Genomic DNA, 20,343 nt, shown 5'->3' with positions numbered 1-20,343 from the left:
CATGTACCTTTTCTTATACCTAATTTTTATCTACTTAGATCTGATGCACCTCTTGATGGGCCTAGTTAAAATATCTTAACATTAGGATTTCTATATCTTTTTCTTTTTATGGTTTTCTTGTCCCATTGAATAGCTTCTTTAGGACAATATTGAATACAAGCTGTACATTGTTCACACTTGTGTTTCCATGATGGTTTTTCTCCATTAAATTCTATATTTTCTACTGGACAAACTTTTTCACAAAGCTTGCAACCATTACATTCATCAGTTACCCAAAAGTTTCTATCACTTTCATGAAAGCCTTCAACTATTTTATTAGTTTGTTTAATAAAGATCTTATCAACTACTCTATCAAGAACTAAACTTGTCACCTCACATGGGTGATTCTTTCTTTTCTTAATTATTTTTGATATCATTTCTATCTTTTTCTTTTCTTGCTTAAAAACATCATTATAATAGTGAATGTCTTTAGTATCATATTTTAAGATATTATTTGCAGGCATTTTAACTAAAAACCCTGAATTTAGATGTTCATGATTTTTTTCTAATAAATCTTTGAGTTTAAATAACACCTTAGCAGGTGCACCTCCATGAGTTACTATACTAAAAACATAGGTATCCTCACTTAAGTTTAAGCTTTTTATTACCTTATCAACAATTAAAGGCAAACGTGCATAATAAACAGGAAATATTATTCCAAGAATTTTTGATTTAACCTCTATCTTTTCCTCATTTCTCATAGAAGCTATCTTACATAAATTAAGAGTAGATAATCTATTTTGTATATCTTTTGCTACTTGATAACTGTTTCCTGTACCTGAAAAGTAAAGTATGGTATCTTCATTAATAATCATTATAAATGCCCCCTTCTTCTTTTACAGAAAGTATACACCTTGTACCATACTACAGAGTCAAGAGCAAAATAAAAGCTTTCTTGAAATACCTCAAGAAAGCTTTTGATATACTATTTATTCTCTTCTGCTACCTAAAAACTTATCATACAAAAATACAATAGCCGCAACTACCAATAATATATGTATAAGCCCTCCTCCTATTCTAAATAGAAGACCTAATAACCAAAAGAAAACTACAATTCCACCTAACCATCTTAAAAATTTCATTATAATCTCTCCTTTCTGCCTAGCTTCTAAATAGTTTGTATTGTCTATTTTTGTTTTATTATACCATAATATACGTTATTAAACAATAATTATTATCATTTATTTTCTTTTCTATAACATTCTCTGTTCTCTGATAGTACATTATCATTAACTTTTTCTAAAAGCTTTTTTGTTTCACTTAAAGCATCTATTTTAACCTGTAATTCCTTGATTTTTTCTTCAACTATTATCTTTATACCTTCAACATGTCCACCTAATATATCTTCATATACCTCATCGAAAATCACTTTTATTTCTTTTAAAGAAAAACCATAACTTTTAACCATTAGAATAAATTCAACTTTCTCAGCCTCATCTTCTGAATAAAGTCTATAGCCATTTTTATCCCTTTTGTTTTCCGTTAATAATCCTACATTCTCATAATATCTTATAGTTTCCCTATTTATATTTAACTTTTTTACTACCTCTCCAATTTTATAATAATTTTTCATAAAAATAATTTACCTCTTTACCTTTTTGTAAAGCATATTGAATTTCTTTTTTGGTACTTTCTCCAATATACCCATTTGCATTTACAACATATATTCCATCTGACATATCTATCTTATGATAATGAAGTTTTTCAAATAGTTTAATCTGCTCTTCAGTTATTTCTATATTATCACTTTGTTCAAAAAAACCTACTGTTAAAACTATACATCCATCTAATGTCAGTTTTGCCATTACTTCTTCAAATTGTTTCTTAAATTTTGTAGATCCACAAAGTGTAATTATTTTAGGTCTCAAATCTGTAGTATTTTCCATCATATTAACCTCTTTTCCTAGATATTATTAGTTAAGTCACCTAAAAATTTATTTATAGCAACTAATTCTTCTGAGTTATATTTTGAAATCATATCTTCAAATTTTTCATTCTGAGCCTTATGAATTTTTTCATGTATAAAAAATATTTCTCTACCTAACTTTGTTAGTATGTAATAAACTTCCTTTCTATTGCTTTCAAGTTTATCTGATTTTATTAAATCTTTATCAAGAAGTTTAGTTGTTATTTTAGATATAGCTCCCTTCGTCATATTCAATTCTTTTGATATAAATGTTGTATTAGAAAATTTATTTTTTCCTATACAATCAATAACATGAACTTCTGACAAAGTTAAATTTTTATTTAATAGTTCTGCTATTTCATATTTATCTAACATCTCTTCTAAAGCTTTTTCATGTTCATCATCAAAGCTACTTAATCTATTTATCAACATACTCATCTTTTTTGTTATATCTTGAACCTTATTATTATCCATAATTCTTCTCCTAAATATATACTTTCCTAAGAAACAATATAATTATATCATTTTAATATTTTTATATCAACAAGTCGAAACTTATTGTTTACAAGGAAACCATGTTGTGTTAATATTATTTTAGTTTCTCAGGAAACCATGTTGATGCCAAAATATTTTCTTAACTTGAAGGGAGAAATACATTGTGTTTAAGTTCATGCATTCTATTTTAAAATCAAAAGGAAATATAAAAAATGATACAAGCTCCTGCGTATATTGTGGAAAATGCGAAAAAATTTGCCCAGCTAATGCTATAAAAGTAACTCCAAATGAAGGTACATGGGTAATTGACAATGAGGTTTGCGTTAGATGCAAAAGATGTGTAAGAACTTGCCCAAAACAGTCTTTATCACTTGTGAAGAATTAGGTTTAATCTATAATAATAAAGCTGGAGTTATAGCTTATCCATAACTCCAGCTTCTATAGTATTTTTAAAGGTCAGCTGGGAACTTAATATCTAATTGACTTCTAACCTCGTCCATTACTTTTACTTCCATAACTGAATACTTATTATGTTTATGTGCATTTTCCTTTGAATTTATTAATCTTACTATTTCTTCAACTTCATAATACATGTTGTTAGGATGTTTACTTATTTCAACCTCTTCTGTTTCTCCGTTATTATAGATGATTGAAAGTTCTCTTGTATCTGGTATTTCTTTTATTATCATACAGCCTTTTTCCCCTTGAATTTGGCTAGGTAGCTTTGAATTAGTTATTTTTGAATATAATAACTCACCTTGCATACCATCATATTCAACTAAAATAGTTCCTGCTCCATCAATTCCATTTTCTAATTTTACAGCACTTGCTACTATCTTTTTAGGCATTCCAAAAAGTTTTACCATTGGGTGGATACAGTAAACACCTATATCCATAAGTGCTCCGTTTGAAAATTTAGGATTAAAAGCATTTTCTATAACACCATTTTTAAAATTATCATATCTTGAAGAGTATTGGCAGTACTGGAATGTAAGTCTTCTTACTTTTCCTATCTTATGAAGATTATCTTGTATTGCCTTAAATCCAGGATCAAAAACTGGACGCATTGCTTCTAATAAAATAACTCCATTATCATCTGCAGCTTTTAACATAGCTTCTAACTCCTTAATATTAGATGCTATGGTTTTTTCACATAAAACATGTTTTTTACCATTTAACATTTTTATTGATTGACTAGCATGTAGACTATTAGGACTAGCTACATACACTGCATCTATTTCATTGCTTGCTGCAAGTTCATCTAAATCATCATAAACTAAGGTAACTCCATATTTACTTCCAAACTCTAACGCTTTCTCTTTACTTCTTGAATAAACAGCTGCTAACTTAAAATCTTCACATAACATAGCTGCATTCAAAAATCCATCTGTTATCTTATTAGTACCTATTACCGCAAATCTTACCATTTTGCTACCTCCTTTTTCCTATATAAATAGTTTACATTACATACGGTATCAATTCAATAATCCTTTACTTATTATTAAACTTTAGAGTAGGTTTTGTTATATATGCTCTTCTACAAAATATTTCATGCTACTTTTTTTAAGTTCTTCAGTGCTATATAATATGCTGTAAGTTTTAATCCCAGATGCTTCTGAAATTCTTTCAACTATTTTCTCGCAAGTTTTTTTATCTTCTCCATGAATCATAGTAAATACATTATAAGGCCAATTAGGATAGGTTGGTCTTTCATAACAGTGGGTAACTTCTGAAAAAGAAACCATAATCCTACTCACTCTCTTAAGCTCTTTTTCTGGAACAATCCATACTACCATTCCATTACCTTTGATTCCAACATTTCTGTGGTTTAAAGAAGCACCAAATCTTCTTATAACTCCTTTATCCTTAAGTTCTTTTATCTTATCTAAGAGTTCTTCTTCTGTGATTCCAAGTTCACAGGCAATCTCTTCATATGGCTTAGGAACTAGTGGTAAATCTTCTTGAAGTTTTCTAATTATAGCTTTATCCAAATAACTAAACATAGCTTTTCTCCTTAAGATTAAAACTCACATTTATCTTAAATAAATTTATAGAAGGTAACTCCATTATCTCTTCTATTCCTGTATTACTTTTAATTTCCTCAAGTATTCTTTTAACACTTTCTCTAGATGATGCTGTTAAAGTAAACCACATGTTAAAGCTATGCTCTCTAATATAATTGTGGGTGACTCCCTCATAGCTATTTATGATTTTTGAAACTTCTTTAATTTTTTCCTTTGGAACTTTAACTGCACATAAAGTGCTATAATAACCTACCTTTTTAGAATTAACTATTCCTCCTAACCGCCTTATATAACCATCTTTTTTAAGATCTTTTAGAAGTTCTATAACCTGATTTTCACTTACTCCTAGTTTCTCTGATATCTTTAAATAAGGTCTTGATTCTAATGGAAATTCATTTTGAATTAAATTAAGTAAATCAACACATATCTTATCCATTAATAACCTCAACTTCTTCATTAGCTGAGTATAGACAGACCTCATCTGATGACATATAATCTCCATCATTATAAAAGGCTGCACGAGCACGACACCCTCCACAGCTCTTTTTATATTCACATTCTCCACATTTTCCTTCATATTCTAAAGTCCTAAGTTCCTTAAATACAGGACTATCTCTCCATAATTCACTGAAAGGAACCTCTCTCACATTTCCTATAGGTTTATCCAGATATGCACAAGGCTGCACATCACCAACTGGACTTATAATGCAATAACTAACCCCTGCTAAACATCCTCTTCTAAACCTTGGTCTCATATTAAGTTCATTTGCAATCCTCATGAATTGTGGTGCACAGGTTGGTTTTAATTCTATGTCTACTTGTTTTTGCTTTATCATAATATCTTTAAGAAGTTTTTCATATTGAAATGGGGTTAAAGATTGATCTTCTATATTTTCTCCTCTTCCTGTAGGAACTAAGAAGAAGATATGATGAGCAACCGCCCCAAGTCCCATACCAAAATTAGTTATATTAAGTATCTCATCCTTATTCCACTTCATCACAGTTGAATGTATTTGAAAAGGTAATCCTACGGCTTTGCAGTTTTTCATACCTTTAACAGCTTCCACCCAGGCACTTTTAAATCCTCTAAACTCATCATGTTTTTTGGAATTAAGACTGTCTAAACTTATTCCTATTCCCATGGCACCTGAATCTTTTAATTTTTTTGCGATTTCTTCAGTTATAAGTGTTCCATTACTTCCAATAACAGGCCTAAGTCCACTATTTGAAGCATACTCAATAAGCTCATAAATATCTTCACGTATTAAAGGTTCCCCACCTGAAAAAATCATTATTTTAAAGCCAGCTTCTTTAACTTCATCTATAAGTTTTTTTCCTTCTAAGGTGTTTAATTCTCTCTCAGCTTTAATTCCAGAGTTTCTGTAGCAATGTTTGCAATGCATATTACACTTATTAGTTGTGTTCCATGATATAATCATTGATATCCTCCTAAACTAATCCAAGTTTCTCCCCTACCCCTATTTCTTCATCAGTCAAATAACACGCAGGATCAGATGCCCAAAAATCTCCTGTCACAGCCTCTGCTCTAGATCTAAAATTGCCATTACACACATTAAGCCAGTTACATTTACTGCACCTTCCCTTAAGAAGCCTCTTTCTATCTTTTAATCCTGCTAAAATTGGATTTGATATATCTGTCCATATATCCTTAAAATTTCTTTCTTTAACATTTCCAAATGTATACTGCGTAGTGAATTGATCACTATGTACACCTCCTTTATAATCTATATTAGCTATCGCTATCCCTGAGCGATTTCCCCCATTCATTTTCATTAAGTTTAATATATTTTGAGATAGATGAGGGTATTTTTTCTCTGCCTCTAGATATAGATATACGGTATCAGCATGATTATCTACCGTCAAAATCTCAACTTCACTTCCTAGTTTAATTGCATTATTAATTATTATACTCATAGCTCTTCTTGTTTCTTCATGAGATATATCTTCCTTCATCATTTCACTACCTCTGCCTGAATACACCAAATGATAAAAACACACTCTTTTAATTTTCTCTTCTTTAACTAGGTAAAATATTTCCTCAAGTTCATCATAGTTATTACTGTTAATAGTAAATCTTAATCCAACTTTTTGATGGGCCTCCTGACAGTTTCTTATACCTTGAAGAGCACTATCAAAGGCCCCTCTGCTTCCTCTAAAATCATCATGTCTTTTTCCTATTCCATCTAAGCTAATTCCAACATACCCAACTTTTCTTTCTTTAAGTTTTCTTGCCATTTCCTTATCAATAAGTGTTCCATTAGTTGATATGGTACTTCTTATATTGTACCTTCTAGCATAATCAACTAAGTCCAAAATATCTTCTCTAATAAGAGGTTCCCCTCCTGAAAACAGTATTACAGGTACATTAAAATGGTGTAAATCCTCTATTAGTTTTTTCCCTTCATAAGTAGTAAGTTCCCCTTCATATTTCTTGTTATCTGAGTCTGCATAACAGTGCTTACACTTTAAATTACAGGTTCTAGTACAGTTCCAAACAACTACTGGCCCTCTATCTAAATTGACTCCATCTTTAGCTTCATTTGCACCATGAGTATATCTAAGTTTATCTCCAAAACTTTCTGTCCCACATAGCAGTTTAGATACACCTATCATAATGCACCTCCTATCCATAATTAACGCGACTTTGGTATTTTTCCCAATTATTCATATTTTATTAGAGTTTTTTGATTATTTTTGTATATTTTTTGTTAACAGATTTTGATGGGCCTACTTATAAATCATGAAAAAGAACATGAAAAAAAATCAGTACCAACTCTTATGGTTGATACTGATTTTTTAGTTATTTAAGCTTTATTTCAGATGGATATTCCCATCTCTCAAGTTCCTCAGGAGCAAAAGCTCTAGGTTCTTTTCCTCCACCTATAACCAAAGCTCTATAATACACCTCAGCTAACTCCTCTATATAATGAGCTTTTAATAATGCATTTTTAGGTACACTATCTACAGCTACTGTACCATGGGCCTCTAAAAGAATACAATCAGATCTTTTTATAGGTTCTATAACACTGTTTGATAGTTCTCTTGTACCTGGTCTTCCATAAGGTGCAACAGGAATCATGGCATCTTTAAGTCCTAAAGTTGCACATTCATATATTATTGCAGGTATTGGTTTATTTACTACAGCAAATGAGGTTGCAATACGTGAGTGTGTATGTACAACAGCCTCTACATCTTCTCTTGTTTTATAAATTTCTAAATGCATTAAAAGTTCACTTGTAGGCTTCAAATCAGTTACTGCTTCTATAACGTTTGCATCTAAATCTACTACACAAATATCATGATAAGTTAATTCTGCTCTATCTACAGCAGCTGGTGTAACTACAACATATCCTGTTTCTTTATCCCTTATACTAAAATTTCCTGACTTATGCTTACATAACCCTGATTGATCTGCTTCCTTAGCTATTTTTACAACTTCTTTCTTTAATTCTTCTAACATACTAATTCTCCCCCTATATTTTAATAATTTATGTCAACAATTTAAGACCAGTATACTTTAATATGGTGCAGAAATTGTTTACAAACTAATAAAAAGCCACTTATTTAATTAATGGCATAAAAATATCATCCACAATTTCATTAAGTACATTATCTGTTATTGGTTTATGAGTAGTAAGAATTTCATATCTTACTAAATCTAAAGGCAAGGAAATAATCCTCGAAGTTATTTTTTCTAAGTCAACCTCTCCTCTTAATTCAGCATTTTTTAAAATATCTCTCATATAATTCTCAAATCTACCTTCAATTCCGCTCATAATCTGAGGAAATGAATTCATTATATGTTTACTGAAATATTCCACCATAAGTCCATGAATAGTTTCTCCCCCTATCATCTGTAGCGGCACTGCAATTCTTTTTAATAGTTGAAATACATCATCTCTTAGATTTCCTGTATTAGGAGTTACTTTTTCAGATCTAGGGATATATTTTTTTAATGTTTCAATGACAAGCCTACTTTTATTTTCCCATCGTCTATATATTACGGCCTTATTAGTTTTTGCTCTTGCTGCAACTCCTTCTATGGTTAAGCTGGTATATCCCATCTCTGAAAGTTCATCCCAAGCAGCCTTAAGTATTGCATCAACAAGTTCATCTCCACGACGCCTTGTTAGTATTTTTTTATCTATATCATTTTTATCCATTCCTAAATTACCTCAAAAACTTTTTTATATTGCATTACTTATAAATTTATTATAACATAAAATAAGAAACTAATCGTATCTTATTTTATGAAAGGAAGTTTAATCATGGAAAATAATGCAGAAAAAATTTCATCTCTGGAAAAAGAAAAACTTGATCCTTTATTAGTTAAAATCTCACTAATAATGATATTTGGCTCTTTAGCTCCACTACTTGACTCCACCATGGTAAATATAGCAATTAAAACAATTGCTGTTGATTTAAACAGTACTGTATCAGTTATTCAGTGGGTAACAACTGGATATGTACTTGCTATGGCAGTTGTTGTTCCTATATCAGGATGGGCTATACAAAGATTTAGCGGAAAGTATGTTTATATGTTTTCACTTTTCTTATTTCTAGTTGGTTCAGTTTTATCAGCTGTTTCTTGGAACATAGAAAGCCTTATAGCTTTTAGAATCATTCAAGGAGCTGGAGCTGGTCTATTAATACCAACTCTTCAAACACTTCTTGTACAAGCTTCTGGTGGAAAAAGCCTTGGAAGTTTAATGTCTCTAGTTGGTATTCCAGCAGTTCTTGGACCTATACTTGGTCCTATGCTTGGAGGAATAATTGTAGATAGTTTAAACTGGAGATGGATTTTCTATGTTAATATCCCTATAACCGTTATCTCACTTTTTCTATCATGGTTTGGATTACCTAAAGATAAAAGCAAAGAATTAAAACAAAAGCTAGATGTTATAGGTATCTCTCTATTATCTTCTGGCTTTGCTGTACTTATTTACGGAATATCAAAGGTAAGTTCTAATGGAGGCTTTAATAATAAAGAAGTTATCTTCCCCTCTATAATTGGCTTAATTCTCCTTATTATATTTACAGTGTATTCACTAAATAAAGAAAAAGCTTTAATAGATATTCGTCTATTTAAGATAGTTAACTTTTCTGCATCATCCTTTTTGTTATTTTTATCAGGAATAGCTGTAAATGGAGCAATGCTGCTTTTACCTTTATATTATCAGCAAGTTCGAGGTCAAAGTGTTTTTTTAACTGGAGTAGCTCTCATCCCTCAAGGGGTAGGTATGCTATTAACCCGAAGTCAAGTTGGTAAATTAACTGATAAAATAGGCTCTAGGGTAATAGTACTTGTTAGCTTAGTTGTAACTATATTAGGGACTGTGCCTTTTGCTTTTGCTAATCAAGATACAAAAAGTTTTACTTTATTCATTGCCTTACTTATACGCGGTGCTGGTTTAGGAGGAGTAACAATACCTATATTAGCTTCAGCTTATGAAGGGCTAGATAGAAGCAAAATATCTGATGCTAGTATTGCTACAAGAATACTTCAAACCATAGGTGGAGCCTTTGGTTCAGCTGTTCTTGCAACAATTGTTCAACATCAAATTTTAGTGAATAATGCAACAAGTATTCAAGGTTTATTAGATGCCTATCACGTAGCATTTTTATGGTCTGTAGGTTTCGCAATTATTGCATTATTCCCAGCACTTTTATTACCTGTTCATAAAACTGAGTAACAAAAAAAGATTAGGCCCATCATTATTATGTGACCTAATCTTTTTCATTTGATGTACCATCAATTATCATCTTTAAAATCATCAAATTGTATTGAATAAATATCTGAAAACTCAATTTCTATCTTATGAATTGTATTGCTTTCACTATTTAAAACCTCTTGTTTATTTTTGGTATAATCTTTTGGAGCATTAACTATTGGTAATTCTATTATAAATTCTGTACCAACATCTAACTGACTTTTTACATTTATATTTCCGCCATGGGCTTCAACTAATGATTTTACTATTGATAATCCTAATCCGCTACCCTCATGATTTCTATTTAAAGATGTATCTACTTGTCTAAATCTATCAAATATCACTTCAAGTTTATCTTTTGGTATACCTATACCTGTATCTCTTATTGATACTATTATCTTATTTTCATGGTCCTCAACATTTATATATATGTACCCACCTTCATCAGTAAACTTAAGAGCATTAGATATGATATTTAATATTATTCTCTCTATCATATATGGGTCACAGAAAGTTTCTTTTTCCTCTATATCAGTATCAAAAATAATCTTTATTCCTTTTTGTTCTGCATATCTAACAACAGACAAGCTTATATCTTCTATTACGCCTATTATATTTGTACTCCTACAAGACATTTTTATATATCCATTTTCAAATCTTGTTGCATCAATCATATTATCTACTAGCTTCATAAGCCTAAAACTATTTTGCTTTATCCCTATCATATATTTTATAGTTTTTTCTTTAAACTTATTTAAATCCTTTGAGTTCTTGATACTATCTATTAGTTGAGTACTTGAATATATAACATTTATAGGTGTTTTAAGTTCATGGGACAGATTAGCAAAAAACTGCCCTTTCATATTGTCATACTCTTGTATGCTTTGTGCCATGTGATCAAAAGCTTCAGCCATAGATGAAATCTCATCTTCACCCTTAATATTAGTTCTAACACTGTAATCACCATTTTTTAATTCATCTGTTTTTCTCTTTAACAACATTAAAGGATCAACAATTTTTTTGCTAAATATATAGGAAGCTATTAAAGCTGTTATTACTATAATTATAAGAGTAATTATAGATTCTATAACCTGAATATAAGCATCTTTCAAAACCACTCTACGTTTTGAATTTATCATAATATCCCACCCAAATTCTTTGATAGGATAATCTATCCCCATCCTATAATCACCATCAAAAGAAGATTTCCGCTTATAAGTTCTTACTTCGTCTCCCTTTAGTGCCTCCCAAGAAGGAGCATCCTTTGGACTTAATCTTTCCTCAAAGGACATATTTAAATTTGCACTATAATACACTCTATAGCCATTTCCATCAATTAATGAAAAAATATCACCCTCATTTTTCTCAAAATCGGGCATTTTTGATACAAATTTATTAACATCTATAACACCTGCTATTACCCCCATAAGTTGTCCATCCTTTTTAACTGCTCTAGATACAGGAAATACAACTGATCCACCATTATATTCTTTAACAAGATTAGTTAAAACTTTATCTTCTCCAGCTTTTATTCTTTCATAGTGATCTTGATTAACTACTGATTTTCCGACAAGCTCTTTAGTAGTACTAGCAACTATAACCCCATTAGTATTTATAAAAGATAATCTTTCCATAGTAGTTTCATCAGTATCTAATACTTTATCTAAATATGCTTGAATATCATCTATTTTATCTTCATATTCAACTATATGCTTACCTATAATCAATTCTTGAAACCATAATTCTTCTATATAATTAATAAATGATTTAGATATAGATCTGCCTAACTCTTCACTTTCCTCGAATTTCTGCTCTATGCTTCTATTGAAGTTATTTTTTATCCCTATTGTTTGAAGAATGGTGAAGGGTATTAATGGTATTAATGTTAATATCATAAGCTTAAATCTTATAGACATTTTCTTCATACTGCTTTTCCTACCTCTCTCACGAAATAGAATTATTACTATAAATCTACTTATAATCCTTTTAATTATAACATCTTTAATACCCTTTTAATACCTTACCTCATATTATTAATTTTCATAAAAAACACCTCTCATGTATACTGTGTATTATTAAATACATCTATACAGGGGAGGTGTTTAATATCTAAAATAATGTATAACACTATACTTTCTTAAAATCCAATCTAATGAAACTTTTATTATTGGGAAGATTGTAGTTTTTAGTTTTAATGCAATTAAAATCTATCTTAGTAAACAAATTTTTAAGTTTATTATCATTTATGTCATGATTTATTGATGTTATAGGTGTAAAATGTGAAGAATATTCTGAGTCGCTTACAAAAGAATTTTTCTCATTTTCTTGAATGACACAAGATATCAATTTTATATTTTCTTTATTTCTGTAAACTGTAGCTACAAACTGTTCTTCCCCAATATATTCAATAATAAGATTACACACAAGCAAATCTGTTTTTGGAAAACAAAATTCTTTATCATTTATATCTCTACAAATAGTTACCAGTATCTCTCCCATATAATCATATCTTTCTCTACAAACATTAAGATATTCTTTATTAACATCTATGGCAAAAACTTTTTTAACTTTAGAAATATCTATATTATTAAGTCCATTTCCCCCAGCTACTCCAAGAACTCCAATATATTCATGCTTATTATCTTGAAACTGCTCTTTCATAATCTTATTTAATTTTTGCAGTTGATACACATTGTCATGAGACATATGCTTTTCATAAACTTCTAAATCTATTTTTTCCCAAGGATTTTTCAACTATCTTTCTCCTTAATCTAAATATCTATGATTACTTTATCTCTCTTTATTATCTCTCTCTTGTCTTCACCTGATAGTACCATTCTAAATACAGTAAACTCAGCCCATTCATCAGTATGATTTTCAATAGTATGAATAGATTTTTTTACCCTTACTATATTATCTTTAAATACAGTTGTCGTCTCTATTGACTCATTTTCTTTCCATCTAACTATAAGTTCACCCTTAGTTACAACTAATACTTCCTCTATGGTCTTATGTTTATGCCATTCTTGTTTTGTATTTGGAGGAATTTTATTCAAGTGAACCTCAAATTCATCAAAAATAAAATAGTCTACATTAGTTTTATTTTCTTTAGTTACTGAAATCCCATCTAACTTTGTAAAAATATCTAACTCCATAGTTAACTCCTTTTCTTCCTCAAAGGTTATTCAAAATCCAGTTTTAAATTATATTCTCGTTAATTTTATTGTAGGGATAATTAATAATACAAGTAGCTATTATAGACAATATTAATGTAGGTAATATATTAAAAGAAGCAGTTCTCACATAATATTCTTTAAGCTTCCCCCAAATAGTGATATTTTCTACCCACTTTATACCTACAAACATACTATTTGCAGCATATCCTACTATCAAATAAGAAACTATAAATGAAATAATAAAAGTGATAATAACTTTTTTTGCTTTAATCATAATTAACCTCCTAATTGTTTTGATAGGTAGTTACATCTCCCAGTAATATAAGCTTGTCATCATCTAAAATAATTCCACCTTGTTCTTTAATAGCATAAACTGTGTCAGTCTTTTCTTTTAAAACCTTCTTGATGCAACTATATTGAACTTCTGTATCTTCATAATGCACCTCAATATAAAAATTCCTCTTTATTAAACCTAATCCAGATTGATAACTAAATTCTGAATAATCTTCATCAGGTGATATATGATAATCCTTTAGCTGCATTAAAGCGCCTGCACTTGCACCCATTACTATTTTAGCTTTAGAAATATAATTAAGTAGTCCCTTATCTAATACACGCTCAACAGCTCTATCAGGCAGTCCTCCTGTAAAAAATACAACATCACTCTCCTCTATAGCTTTTTTCATATCCTCGTTTTTATCTTTAAAAAAATTAATCCATGTAATATTATCTTCACTTACTCCAAGCTCTCCAAATGGTTTAATTAGTTCTCTATAATACTTACCATACTCTCTACTATAAGCATCGTCCCATTCATTAGAATTATTTATCCACGCTTCACTAAATGCAAAAGGAATAACTACAATTTTATCTTCTGAGCCTATGTACTTTTTGATCGAGTCTTTTGCCCATTCTTCCCCAAAATTATAGCCACTTAATAATATATTTATCACTATATATCATCTCCTTATTTTTGCATATTTTTTTATCCTATAAACATTATACACAATTTACCTGTTAATTTTAAGCAATAAAACAGTAATTATCCATAAAACTTCCCTTTAAATTATTTAATGCTTTAAAAGGTATATTTAACTATTCATTTAATCACACTAAGCTTGAAAGGAGTGCACTCATATGAAAAAATTTATCTATTCATTTTTAATAACTTTATTTATATTTATGAATTTAAACTTTATTATATCTAACGCCTCTCCTAATACATTTAAGGAAGGGGTTTATAAATTATCTGACTTTAATCCAGCTCCTGAGAATAAGTATTTTATCCAAAATATATCAAATGAAAATATCTACGTTATAGTTTTTAATGAAAATCAAGTTGGAATTCAGGCTTTTCAGCTACCTCCAAGATCAGATAAATATAATTTAGCTCCTTTAACCCCTGAATATAGGCTTGTAATCGTTGGTAATGGTGAAGTATATCTATCTTAAAAGGCACCTAGATTGTGTGTCTTTTAAGATAGCTGAAATAAAAAACACCATTACTTAAGTAATAGTGTTTAAATTAATAATTATTTAATAATGCTTGAAGCTTACTAATAGATTCTTTGTCTTCAAAGTCATCTGATATTTTAAACATCAATCTAGATGCCTCTGTTTCTTTAAATGCTTCTTTAAACTTATCTTTATCATTAATCATAGTTCTTTTTATATTAATAAATAAATACGGAAGGCTATTATCCCATTCTTCTGAAGGAATTCCCTTATTATTTAAAGCAATATAAGCTTCCTGTGCTGTAACTATACTTGCATATTTTTCTGCATAAATGTCCTCATCACTTATATTGTTTGAAATACCAGCAAACTGGTGTATATTTTTACTTACTATATTCTTAAGGATTCTTTTATTATTTTCTATTTTTTTATATTGATAGAAGTTATAAATACATGAAATTGAGATAATTATAATTACCAAAATATACGTTGGTTTATATCTATTCTTCACTTTATCTCTCCTTTATATAACTTACATTTATTCTTCACTTATCTTTTTCTGTAACTTAGGAACTAGTATATTGTCAACTAATAGAACTACGCCTATTACTAACACACCCACTTGAAAATCTATATGTTTTATAAGTGATATTAATCCTAATATTATGAGAACTACTCCTTCTGCTAAAGATAGCAACAATTTATACTTCCCAATCTTCCCCAAGCCAAAACTACCATGCTTATATATTTTACCTCTCTTATCTTTTTTGTATGTGATTAAACTACCAAATACAAAAAACATTCCAACAAATAAATATACTAAACTCCATGTTATTCTCATTAAAATATCCTCCTAAAAACTTAATTAAGTTACGCTAATATTATACAGTATTTTCCATTATAGAATGTTATATATTTCTTATTTTTATTTCAGCAACTACTCTATAAGACAACCCTGTCATTCTTACAAAATTAATAGGATAAGTGCTTCTCTAAAAAATTAAAACTTATACTTTGGTTCCCTTTTTATTGAGCATAAAATCTATGATCCTATCAAATAACAATATAACACATCCTAAAATCCCCATTAGTTCAATATTTATATTATCTGCTAATGAAACTAATCCAAGTATAGTAAATATTATGCCTTCTGATAAATTTAACAATAATCGAAACTTATTCGTCTTTTCATTTTTGTAGGTCTTTAAACTTATAATTATGAGAAATATGCCTCCACATATAAAAATTATAGTACCAAGTAATCTCATTAAAATCGCCTCCTGAAACTTAACCATTTTATATAATTATACAGTGTTTTCCATGATTTTGCAGTATTATTAACTTTTTTTCAATTTAGGCAAGATTGGAACAAAAATTTCCAAATAAAGAATATATAGTATAATTATCACATGAAATTGAGGGGGTGCTTATATGAAACCTAGCAATCATATAGTTAATAGCCTAAAATACATTGAAGAAAATCTAACTGAATCCCTATCTTCTGAGAATATAGCAAAAAATGCTGGATATTCTTTGTATTACTTCTCAAGACTTTTTAAAGCCCATGTTGGTCTATCAGTCATGGAATATGTAACTGAACGTAGACTTATCAAAGCCTCAGAAGAAATAATAAATGGCCACAAAATACTTCAAGTTTCATTAGACTATGGATACAATTCTCATAATGGATTCGCTAAAGCATTCAAAAAAAGATTTGGTTTCTCACCTTCTCTTTTAAGAGCATTTAGTTTTCAAATAAATTATTCAAAAGGAGGCAATTATTGTATGAATCAATTATTTATGCAGACTACAGTTCTTCATTCTACTAAGGAAGAACTCTATGATTTATTAATAAAGAGTTTGAATAACAATAAGGTAAAATATGATTTAAAACGCTTAAAGAAAGCCTATGATTTTGCTTGTATTGCTCATAAAGATGAAAAAAGATATTCTGGTGATGATTATGTTACTCACCCTTTAAATGTTGCGATTTTATTATCAGAAATGAATGGAAGTGAGGATGCAATTATTTCTGGGCTACTCCATGATATTAAGTTCTTTACTTTTGAAGAAATAAAACTAGAGTTTTCTGAAAGGATTGCCGATATTTCTCAGAAGATTGCAAACTTTAACAATAGTATTGAAGATGAAGATGCGGTAATGGTCAAACTTGCAGATAGGCTTCATAATATGAGAACTATCGAATTTATTGATAAACCCCGCTGGCTAGAAAAAGCAAAGGAAACTTTGGATACCTTTTTACCAATAGCCTCAAAGTTAAAAAATGAAAAACTAATCTCAGAATTAAATAATCTATCATTAAAATATCTTTAATTTAATAAAGGACGGTAGTAGCTTCCAACAAAGCTAACTACTGCCCCTTTTTTTTAATAAAAGTTATAGTTAAAAATATCATATTAGAATAGCCAATACAGTTTATCTTCTGATAAAGTAAATCCAAGCTTCTTTTGTAGTGCTATGGATTTATCATTCTCTATCTCTATATGTCCAAAAGGTACCCTACCTTGTTCAAGCATATGATTTACCATAAAGCATTCAAGCGTTTCCCCATAGCCAAGCCTTCTATAAGGTGGAAAAATCTCTAAAAGTCCTATACTTCCTTCTAGATGATTACCTATAAATCCTACAAGATTTTCTTCTTTGTAACCTCCAAATAAACTTTCAGTATTTAATAAAATATCTATTTCTTCTTCAGACAGTTTATTATAATTCTCTAAAATAACTTCTTTTTGATTTATATTAAGAGGTCTTATTTCAAGTTCAGATTTCACTTTAAGTTTATTTTTACTCATGTAGGAAGCTTGAAAACATTCAAGTTTATGAGCTAAGTTAAACTTTTTAATAATATAATCTCTCATAAACTCTTGATGAACTAAAAATAGATTACCTTCATTTAACTCATCAATTAAACTTTTTCCTTTTTCGAAACTCTCAACTGAAAGCATATATGCTCCGCTTATCTTTTCTTTTAATAACACTCCATCATCTTCAGAATATAATATTTCTGCTGAATTTCTATTAATTACTTCAATCACTCCTATATGTAATAGTTGATTTTTCATTAAGTATTTAATCATAATTCCTCCTATAATCTATAACTCCTTACCCATCATAACCATACTATTATAGGACTTCAATCCTCTTTTACTATAAAATCCTTCTGTACCATCTTCTCTCGAAGTAAAAAGAACAATCTCCTTAACTCCTTTTATTTTTAATAATTTTTCAAACTCTTTTAATATTAAGGTTCCAATTCCATTATTACGTATATCATTTTTAACACAAAACTCTTTAATATTAAACATTATACCATCATAAAATTGCTCCTGACTTCCTAATATCATTCCACATAGTTTATCTTCTTGATATGCTGTAATTCCATAAGAATCTTCACAATTAATAAACTGTTTAAGTCTTTTAGCGGAGGTTTCTAATGTCCAATTATCATTCCAAGGAGGTGAATTAAATGTTTCTACATACATTTTAGCTAAATCATCAATATCATCTAAAATTATTTCCTTAAATTCAAGTTTAAATTCCATCATATTATTTAAATCCCTTTAACTCTAATTTCAGATTATCAAAATAAGCTTCCATAATTTTAATTCTTTCTTTTCCTATTTCTATAGCTTTATCTGTATATAGTTTGTTTGGAATCTTTTTAAGTTTCACTTCATACTCAATTAATGGAGAATGTTTAGACATGTCCTTTACTCTTCCATTTTCAGCTGTATTTTCTTTTAAATAATCATCAAGTGAACTATCAAATGCTAATCTTTGTCCAAATTGTCCTGATAACATAAAGCTTCTAGCTATTCCAGTTGCTCCTATTGCATCTAATTTATCTGAATCAAATAATATCTTTGCCTCTATAGTTTCAGGTACATTACCTGTTCTAAATCTATGAGTCTTAATACAATGTTTTATTTTTTGAATCTTTTCTTCATCATAACTTAATTGCTTTAATATTTCCTCTGCTTGTTCACTACCTAAAACTGCATGATCTACTGTTCCTGTTTTATCATTACTTTCCTCAACTCTAGCAATATCATGTAACAAAGCAGCTGGAATCAAGACTTCTAAGTCAACGTCTTCCTCATGTTTAGCTATAAGTAAACAAAGGTTATACACTCTAAATACGTGATCTAAGTTGTGTGCTGAACAGGTTAATTTATCTTTAACTATTTCTATAATCTTTTTATGTCTTTGTTCTGTATTCATATTTATTCTCCTAATTCATTTTCTTATATAATTATACCTAAAAATAACATCAATTCCAAATATATAAAACAAATAGTTCACTAAAAGTATGTATTGCACTAATGCCTAAATAGCCATATGTTGTTTATCTTTAACAATGATAAAAATAAAATCATTAGAACAGTTCCTATTGATGCAATTATATTTATAACTTTTTCAACCTTAACACCATTTTTTAATAGTTTTTCAATGATTTTATATATGATTAATCCAATTATTCCACCTAAAGTATTATTAATTATATCAGTAATGTCAGAAGCTCCTATATTCAAAATATATTGAGATACTTCACATACTAAGCTAATTAAGAAAAACAAGATAATTCTTCTCCAAATACTCCATCTTTTAAATAGGATTCCTGCATATACGCCAAGTGGTATAAAAATTACTACATTCATAATCATTTCACCAAAGGCAAGTCTACCATTTAAGATTAAAGGTTCACTGAAAGGAATTAAATTTATACTTCTCATATTTCTCAAAGAAGGTAAGTGTATATTAAATTTAAATACTATAATCCAAAATAACGCAATCATATAAATTATAAACAATATCTTGGTTAACTTTATACCAGCTTTTCTATTACTAATTTCCATTATTTTTCCTCCTAAATATTTAACTGTCTGTAGATAATTTTATCAGCAAATTCTTAAGAGGCTTCTAAATAAATCTTAAAAAACATAAAGAAATTATTAATAAAAGATGATGACTAATAAAGTTTAACTCTCCACACTTAAACTTTATAAAAGTTAAAACGTGCTATCATTTGACAGCACGTTTTTATAAATATATCACTCTTAATACAGGACTCTAACTCAGTAATCTTAATCCTAAGATAATATTTTTTTTATTTCTTCTATTGAAAGTCCTACTCCCTTAGCAACCGTTTCAACATCAACGCCTAATAAAATTAAATTTTTTGCATTATTTAATTTTTCTTCAACTCTACCTTCTTCCCTACCTTCTTCTCTAGCTGACTTTAATCGTGTCATTTGATCATGAAGTTCCGCTTCTCTAGCTTCATAAGCAGCTCTCTTTATATCATCTTTACTTATTACTTCAAGTATACTATAGGCTTTCTTTATTTTATCATTTTTCTTTGCTAACATCTCAAATCCCTCCTTATTCTTGGCTTCTAAAAACATCATCCATTGGATTATATCTTCATTCTCGTCTTTCTTAATGTTAGATTCAAATAGTTTGGGTAACTCCAAATAGTGAATCTCTAAAATATC

Annotated in this window: 29 protein-coding genes; 4 read left to right on the top strand and 25 right to left on the bottom strand. The window is 29.1% G+C overall.

Going from position 1 to position 20,343, the window contains the following annotated elements; all coding sequences use genetic code 11:
• Positions 1-65: 65 nt before the first annotated feature.
• The 5 genes from B3N22_RS07630 to B3N22_RS07610 form a co-directional block, all read right to left on the bottom strand.
• On the bottom strand, positions 66-854 hold the full coding sequence (locus B3N22_RS07630) for an EFR1 family ferrodoxin (RefSeq protein ID WP_286906008.1): 789 nt from the start codon (positions 852-854) through the stop codon (positions 66-68).
• A gap of 114 nt (positions 855-968) precedes the next feature.
• A complete protein-coding gene (locus B3N22_RS07625; protein WP_139259296.1) occupies positions 969-1,121 on the bottom strand; it encodes a lmo0937 family membrane protein in 153 nt (50 codons plus the stop codon).
• Between the two features lie 95 nt (positions 1,122-1,216).
• The gene (locus B3N22_RS07620; RefSeq protein ID WP_286906004.1) at positions 1,217-1,612 is read right to left on the bottom strand and encodes a MerR family transcriptional regulator; all 396 of its coding nucleotides are present in this window, start codon (positions 1,610-1,612) and stop codon (positions 1,217-1,219) included.
• Positions 1,596-1,928, bottom strand: a complete 333-nt coding sequence (locus tag B3N22_RS07615; RefSeq protein WP_286906002.1) for a hypothetical protein — start codon at positions 1,926-1,928, stop codon at positions 1,596-1,598. Before B3N22_RS07615 ends, B3N22_RS07620 begins: the two co-directional genes overlap by 17 nt.
• 14 nt (positions 1,929-1,942) lie before the next feature.
• The gene (locus B3N22_RS07610; protein WP_286906000.1) at positions 1,943-2,419 is read right to left on the bottom strand and encodes a MarR family transcriptional regulator; all 477 of its coding nucleotides are present in this window, start codon (positions 2,417-2,419) and stop codon (positions 1,943-1,945) included.
• Between the two features lie 184 nt (positions 2,420-2,603).
• Between B3N22_RS07610 and B3N22_RS07605 the strand changes: the two genes are divergently transcribed.
• Entirely contained in the window at positions 2,604-2,825 is a 222-nt protein-coding gene (locus B3N22_RS07605; protein ID WP_286905998.1) for a DUF362 domain-containing protein, read from the top strand.
• A 64-nt stretch (positions 2,826-2,889) separates the two neighbouring features.
• Here the strand turns inward: B3N22_RS07605 and B3N22_RS07600 are convergent, their stop codons facing one another.
• From B3N22_RS07600 to B3N22_RS07570, 7 genes are all read right to left on the bottom strand, one after another.
• Positions 2,890-3,867 (bottom strand): Gfo/Idh/MocA family protein, encoded by a 978-nt coding sequence (locus B3N22_RS07600; protein ID WP_286905996.1) that lies wholly within the window; start codon positions 3,865-3,867, stop codon positions 2,890-2,892.
• A gap of 96 nt (positions 3,868-3,963) precedes the next feature.
• Positions 3,964-4,443, bottom strand: a complete 480-nt coding sequence (gene ahbB / locus B3N22_RS07595) for a siroheme decarboxylase subunit beta (RefSeq protein WP_286905994.1) — start codon at positions 4,441-4,443, stop codon at positions 3,964-3,966.
• Positions 4,436-4,900 carry a siroheme decarboxylase subunit alpha gene (gene ahbA / locus B3N22_RS07590; protein ID WP_286905992.1) on the bottom strand — a complete coding sequence of 155 codons (465 nt, stop codon included), beginning with the start codon at positions 4,898-4,900 and terminating at the stop codon, positions 4,436-4,438. Before ahbA ends, ahbB begins: the two co-directional genes overlap by 8 nt.
• Positions 4,893-5,903 carry a putative heme d1 biosynthesis radical SAM protein NirJ2 gene (nirJ2, locus tag B3N22_RS07585; protein ID WP_286905990.1) on the bottom strand — a complete coding sequence of 337 codons (1,011 nt, stop codon included), beginning with the start codon at positions 5,901-5,903 and terminating at the stop codon, positions 4,893-4,895. Before nirJ2 ends, ahbA begins: the two co-directional genes overlap by 8 nt.
• A gap of 10 nt (positions 5,904-5,913) precedes the next feature.
• A complete protein-coding gene (gene nirJ1 / locus B3N22_RS07580) occupies positions 5,914-7,098 on the bottom strand; it encodes a putative heme d1 biosynthesis radical SAM protein NirJ1 (RefSeq protein ID WP_286905987.1) in 1,185 nt (394 codons plus the stop codon).
• A 187-nt stretch (positions 7,099-7,285) separates the two neighbouring features.
• Positions 7,286-7,945, bottom strand: a complete 660-nt coding sequence (locus B3N22_RS07575; protein ID WP_286905985.1) for a class II aldolase/adducin family protein — start codon at positions 7,943-7,945, stop codon at positions 7,286-7,288.
• A 100-nt stretch (positions 7,946-8,045) separates the two neighbouring features.
• Positions 8,046-8,648, bottom strand: coding sequence for a TetR/AcrR family transcriptional regulator (locus tag B3N22_RS07570; RefSeq protein WP_238906705.1), 603 nt, complete (start codon positions 8,646-8,648; stop codon positions 8,046-8,048).
• A 105-nt stretch (positions 8,649-8,753) separates the two neighbouring features.
• Between B3N22_RS07570 and B3N22_RS07565 the strand changes: the two genes are divergently transcribed.
• A complete protein-coding gene (locus B3N22_RS07565) occupies positions 8,754-10,178 on the top strand; it encodes an MDR family MFS transporter (protein ID WP_286905983.1) in 1,425 nt (474 codons plus the stop codon).
• Positions 10,179-10,237: 59 nt separating this feature from the next.
• Here B3N22_RS07565 and B3N22_RS07560 read toward each other — a convergent pair whose 3' ends face one another.
• From B3N22_RS07560 to B3N22_RS07540, 5 genes are all read right to left on the bottom strand, one after another.
• Positions 10,238-12,121, bottom strand: a complete 1,884-nt coding sequence (locus B3N22_RS07560) for a sensor histidine kinase (RefSeq protein ID WP_286905982.1) — start codon at positions 12,119-12,121, stop codon at positions 10,238-10,240.
• Positions 12,122-12,323: 202 nt separating this feature from the next.
• A complete protein-coding gene (locus tag B3N22_RS07555; protein ID WP_286905980.1) occupies positions 12,324-12,950 on the bottom strand; it encodes a class I SAM-dependent methyltransferase in 627 nt (208 codons plus the stop codon).
• 17 nt (positions 12,951-12,967) lie between these two features.
• Positions 12,968-13,351: a cupin domain-containing protein gene (locus tag B3N22_RS07550; RefSeq protein WP_238906710.1), complete on the bottom strand. Its 384-nt coding sequence runs from the start codon at positions 13,349-13,351 to the stop codon at positions 12,968-12,970.
• Between the two features lie 43 nt (positions 13,352-13,394).
• Positions 13,395-13,646 carry a hypothetical protein gene (locus B3N22_RS07545; protein WP_238906711.1) on the bottom strand — a complete coding sequence of 84 codons (252 nt, stop codon included), beginning with the start codon at positions 13,644-13,646 and terminating at the stop codon, positions 13,395-13,397.
• A 10-nt stretch (positions 13,647-13,656) separates the two neighbouring features.
• The gene (locus B3N22_RS07540) at positions 13,657-14,325 is read right to left on the bottom strand and encodes a Type 1 glutamine amidotransferase-like domain-containing protein (protein ID WP_286905977.1); all 669 of its coding nucleotides are present in this window, start codon (positions 14,323-14,325) and stop codon (positions 13,657-13,659) included.
• A 184-nt stretch (positions 14,326-14,509) separates the two neighbouring features.
• Here B3N22_RS07540 and B3N22_RS07535 point away from each other — a divergent pair, with 184 nt between their 5' ends.
• On the top strand, positions 14,510-14,824 hold the full coding sequence (locus B3N22_RS07535; protein WP_238906713.1) for a hypothetical protein: 315 nt from the start codon (positions 14,510-14,512) through the stop codon (positions 14,822-14,824).
• A 73-nt stretch (positions 14,825-14,897) separates the two neighbouring features.
• Here B3N22_RS07535 and B3N22_RS07530 read toward each other — a convergent pair whose 3' ends face one another.
• From B3N22_RS07530 to B3N22_RS07520, 3 genes are all read right to left on the bottom strand, one after another.
• Entirely contained in the window at positions 14,898-15,338 is a 441-nt protein-coding gene (locus B3N22_RS07530; protein ID WP_286905976.1) for a hypothetical protein, read from the bottom strand.
• A gap of 27 nt (positions 15,339-15,365) precedes the next feature.
• Positions 15,366-15,668: a hypothetical protein gene (locus B3N22_RS07525; protein WP_286905974.1), complete on the bottom strand. Its 303-nt coding sequence runs from the start codon at positions 15,666-15,668 to the stop codon at positions 15,366-15,368.
• A gap of 166 nt (positions 15,669-15,834) precedes the next feature.
• Positions 15,835-16,095, bottom strand: coding sequence for a hypothetical protein (locus B3N22_RS07520; RefSeq protein WP_286905972.1), 261 nt, complete (start codon positions 16,093-16,095; stop codon positions 15,835-15,837).
• Positions 16,096-16,258: 163 nt separating this feature from the next.
• Here B3N22_RS07520 and B3N22_RS07515 point away from each other — a divergent pair, with 163 nt between their 5' ends.
• A complete protein-coding gene (locus B3N22_RS07515; protein ID WP_286905970.1) occupies positions 16,259-17,161 on the top strand; it encodes a helix-turn-helix domain-containing protein in 903 nt (300 codons plus the stop codon).
• 83 nt (positions 17,162-17,244) lie between these two features.
• On the opposite strand, the gene B3N22_RS07510 is transcribed toward B3N22_RS07515, so the two are convergent.
• The 5 genes from B3N22_RS07510 to B3N22_RS07490 form a co-directional block, all read right to left on the bottom strand.
• Positions 17,245-17,925: a GNAT family N-acetyltransferase gene (locus B3N22_RS07510; RefSeq protein WP_286905968.1), complete on the bottom strand. Its 681-nt coding sequence runs from the start codon at positions 17,923-17,925 to the stop codon at positions 17,245-17,247.
• 15 nt (positions 17,926-17,940) lie between these two features.
• Positions 17,941-18,393, bottom strand: a complete 453-nt coding sequence (locus B3N22_RS07505) for a GNAT family N-acetyltransferase (RefSeq protein ID WP_286905966.1) — start codon at positions 18,391-18,393, stop codon at positions 17,941-17,943.
• Position 18,394: 1 nt separating this feature from the next.
• The gene (locus tag B3N22_RS07500) at positions 18,395-19,069 is read right to left on the bottom strand and encodes an HD domain-containing protein (protein ID WP_286905964.1); all 675 of its coding nucleotides are present in this window, start codon (positions 19,067-19,069) and stop codon (positions 18,395-18,397) included.
• 98 nt (positions 19,070-19,167) lie between these two features.
• Positions 19,168-19,704 carry a VanZ family protein gene (locus tag B3N22_RS07495; protein WP_286905962.1) on the bottom strand — a complete coding sequence of 179 codons (537 nt, stop codon included), beginning with the start codon at positions 19,702-19,704 and terminating at the stop codon, positions 19,168-19,170.
• A 234-nt stretch (positions 19,705-19,938) separates the two neighbouring features.
• A partial coding sequence (locus tag B3N22_RS07490; RefSeq protein WP_286905960.1) for an Rpn family recombination-promoting nuclease/putative transposase occupies positions 19,939-20,343 on the bottom strand: 405 nt, incomplete at its 5' end.

Origin of the sequence: Clostridium sp. UBA1652, assembly GCF_002320975.1 — a bacterium.
Classification (GTDB): Bacteria; Bacillota; Clostridia; order Clostridiales; family Clostridiaceae; genus Clostridium_T; species Clostridium_T intestinale.
The sequence above is the reverse complement of the archived record's forward strand: the minus strand, read 5'-3'. Positions and strand labels throughout refer to the sequence as shown.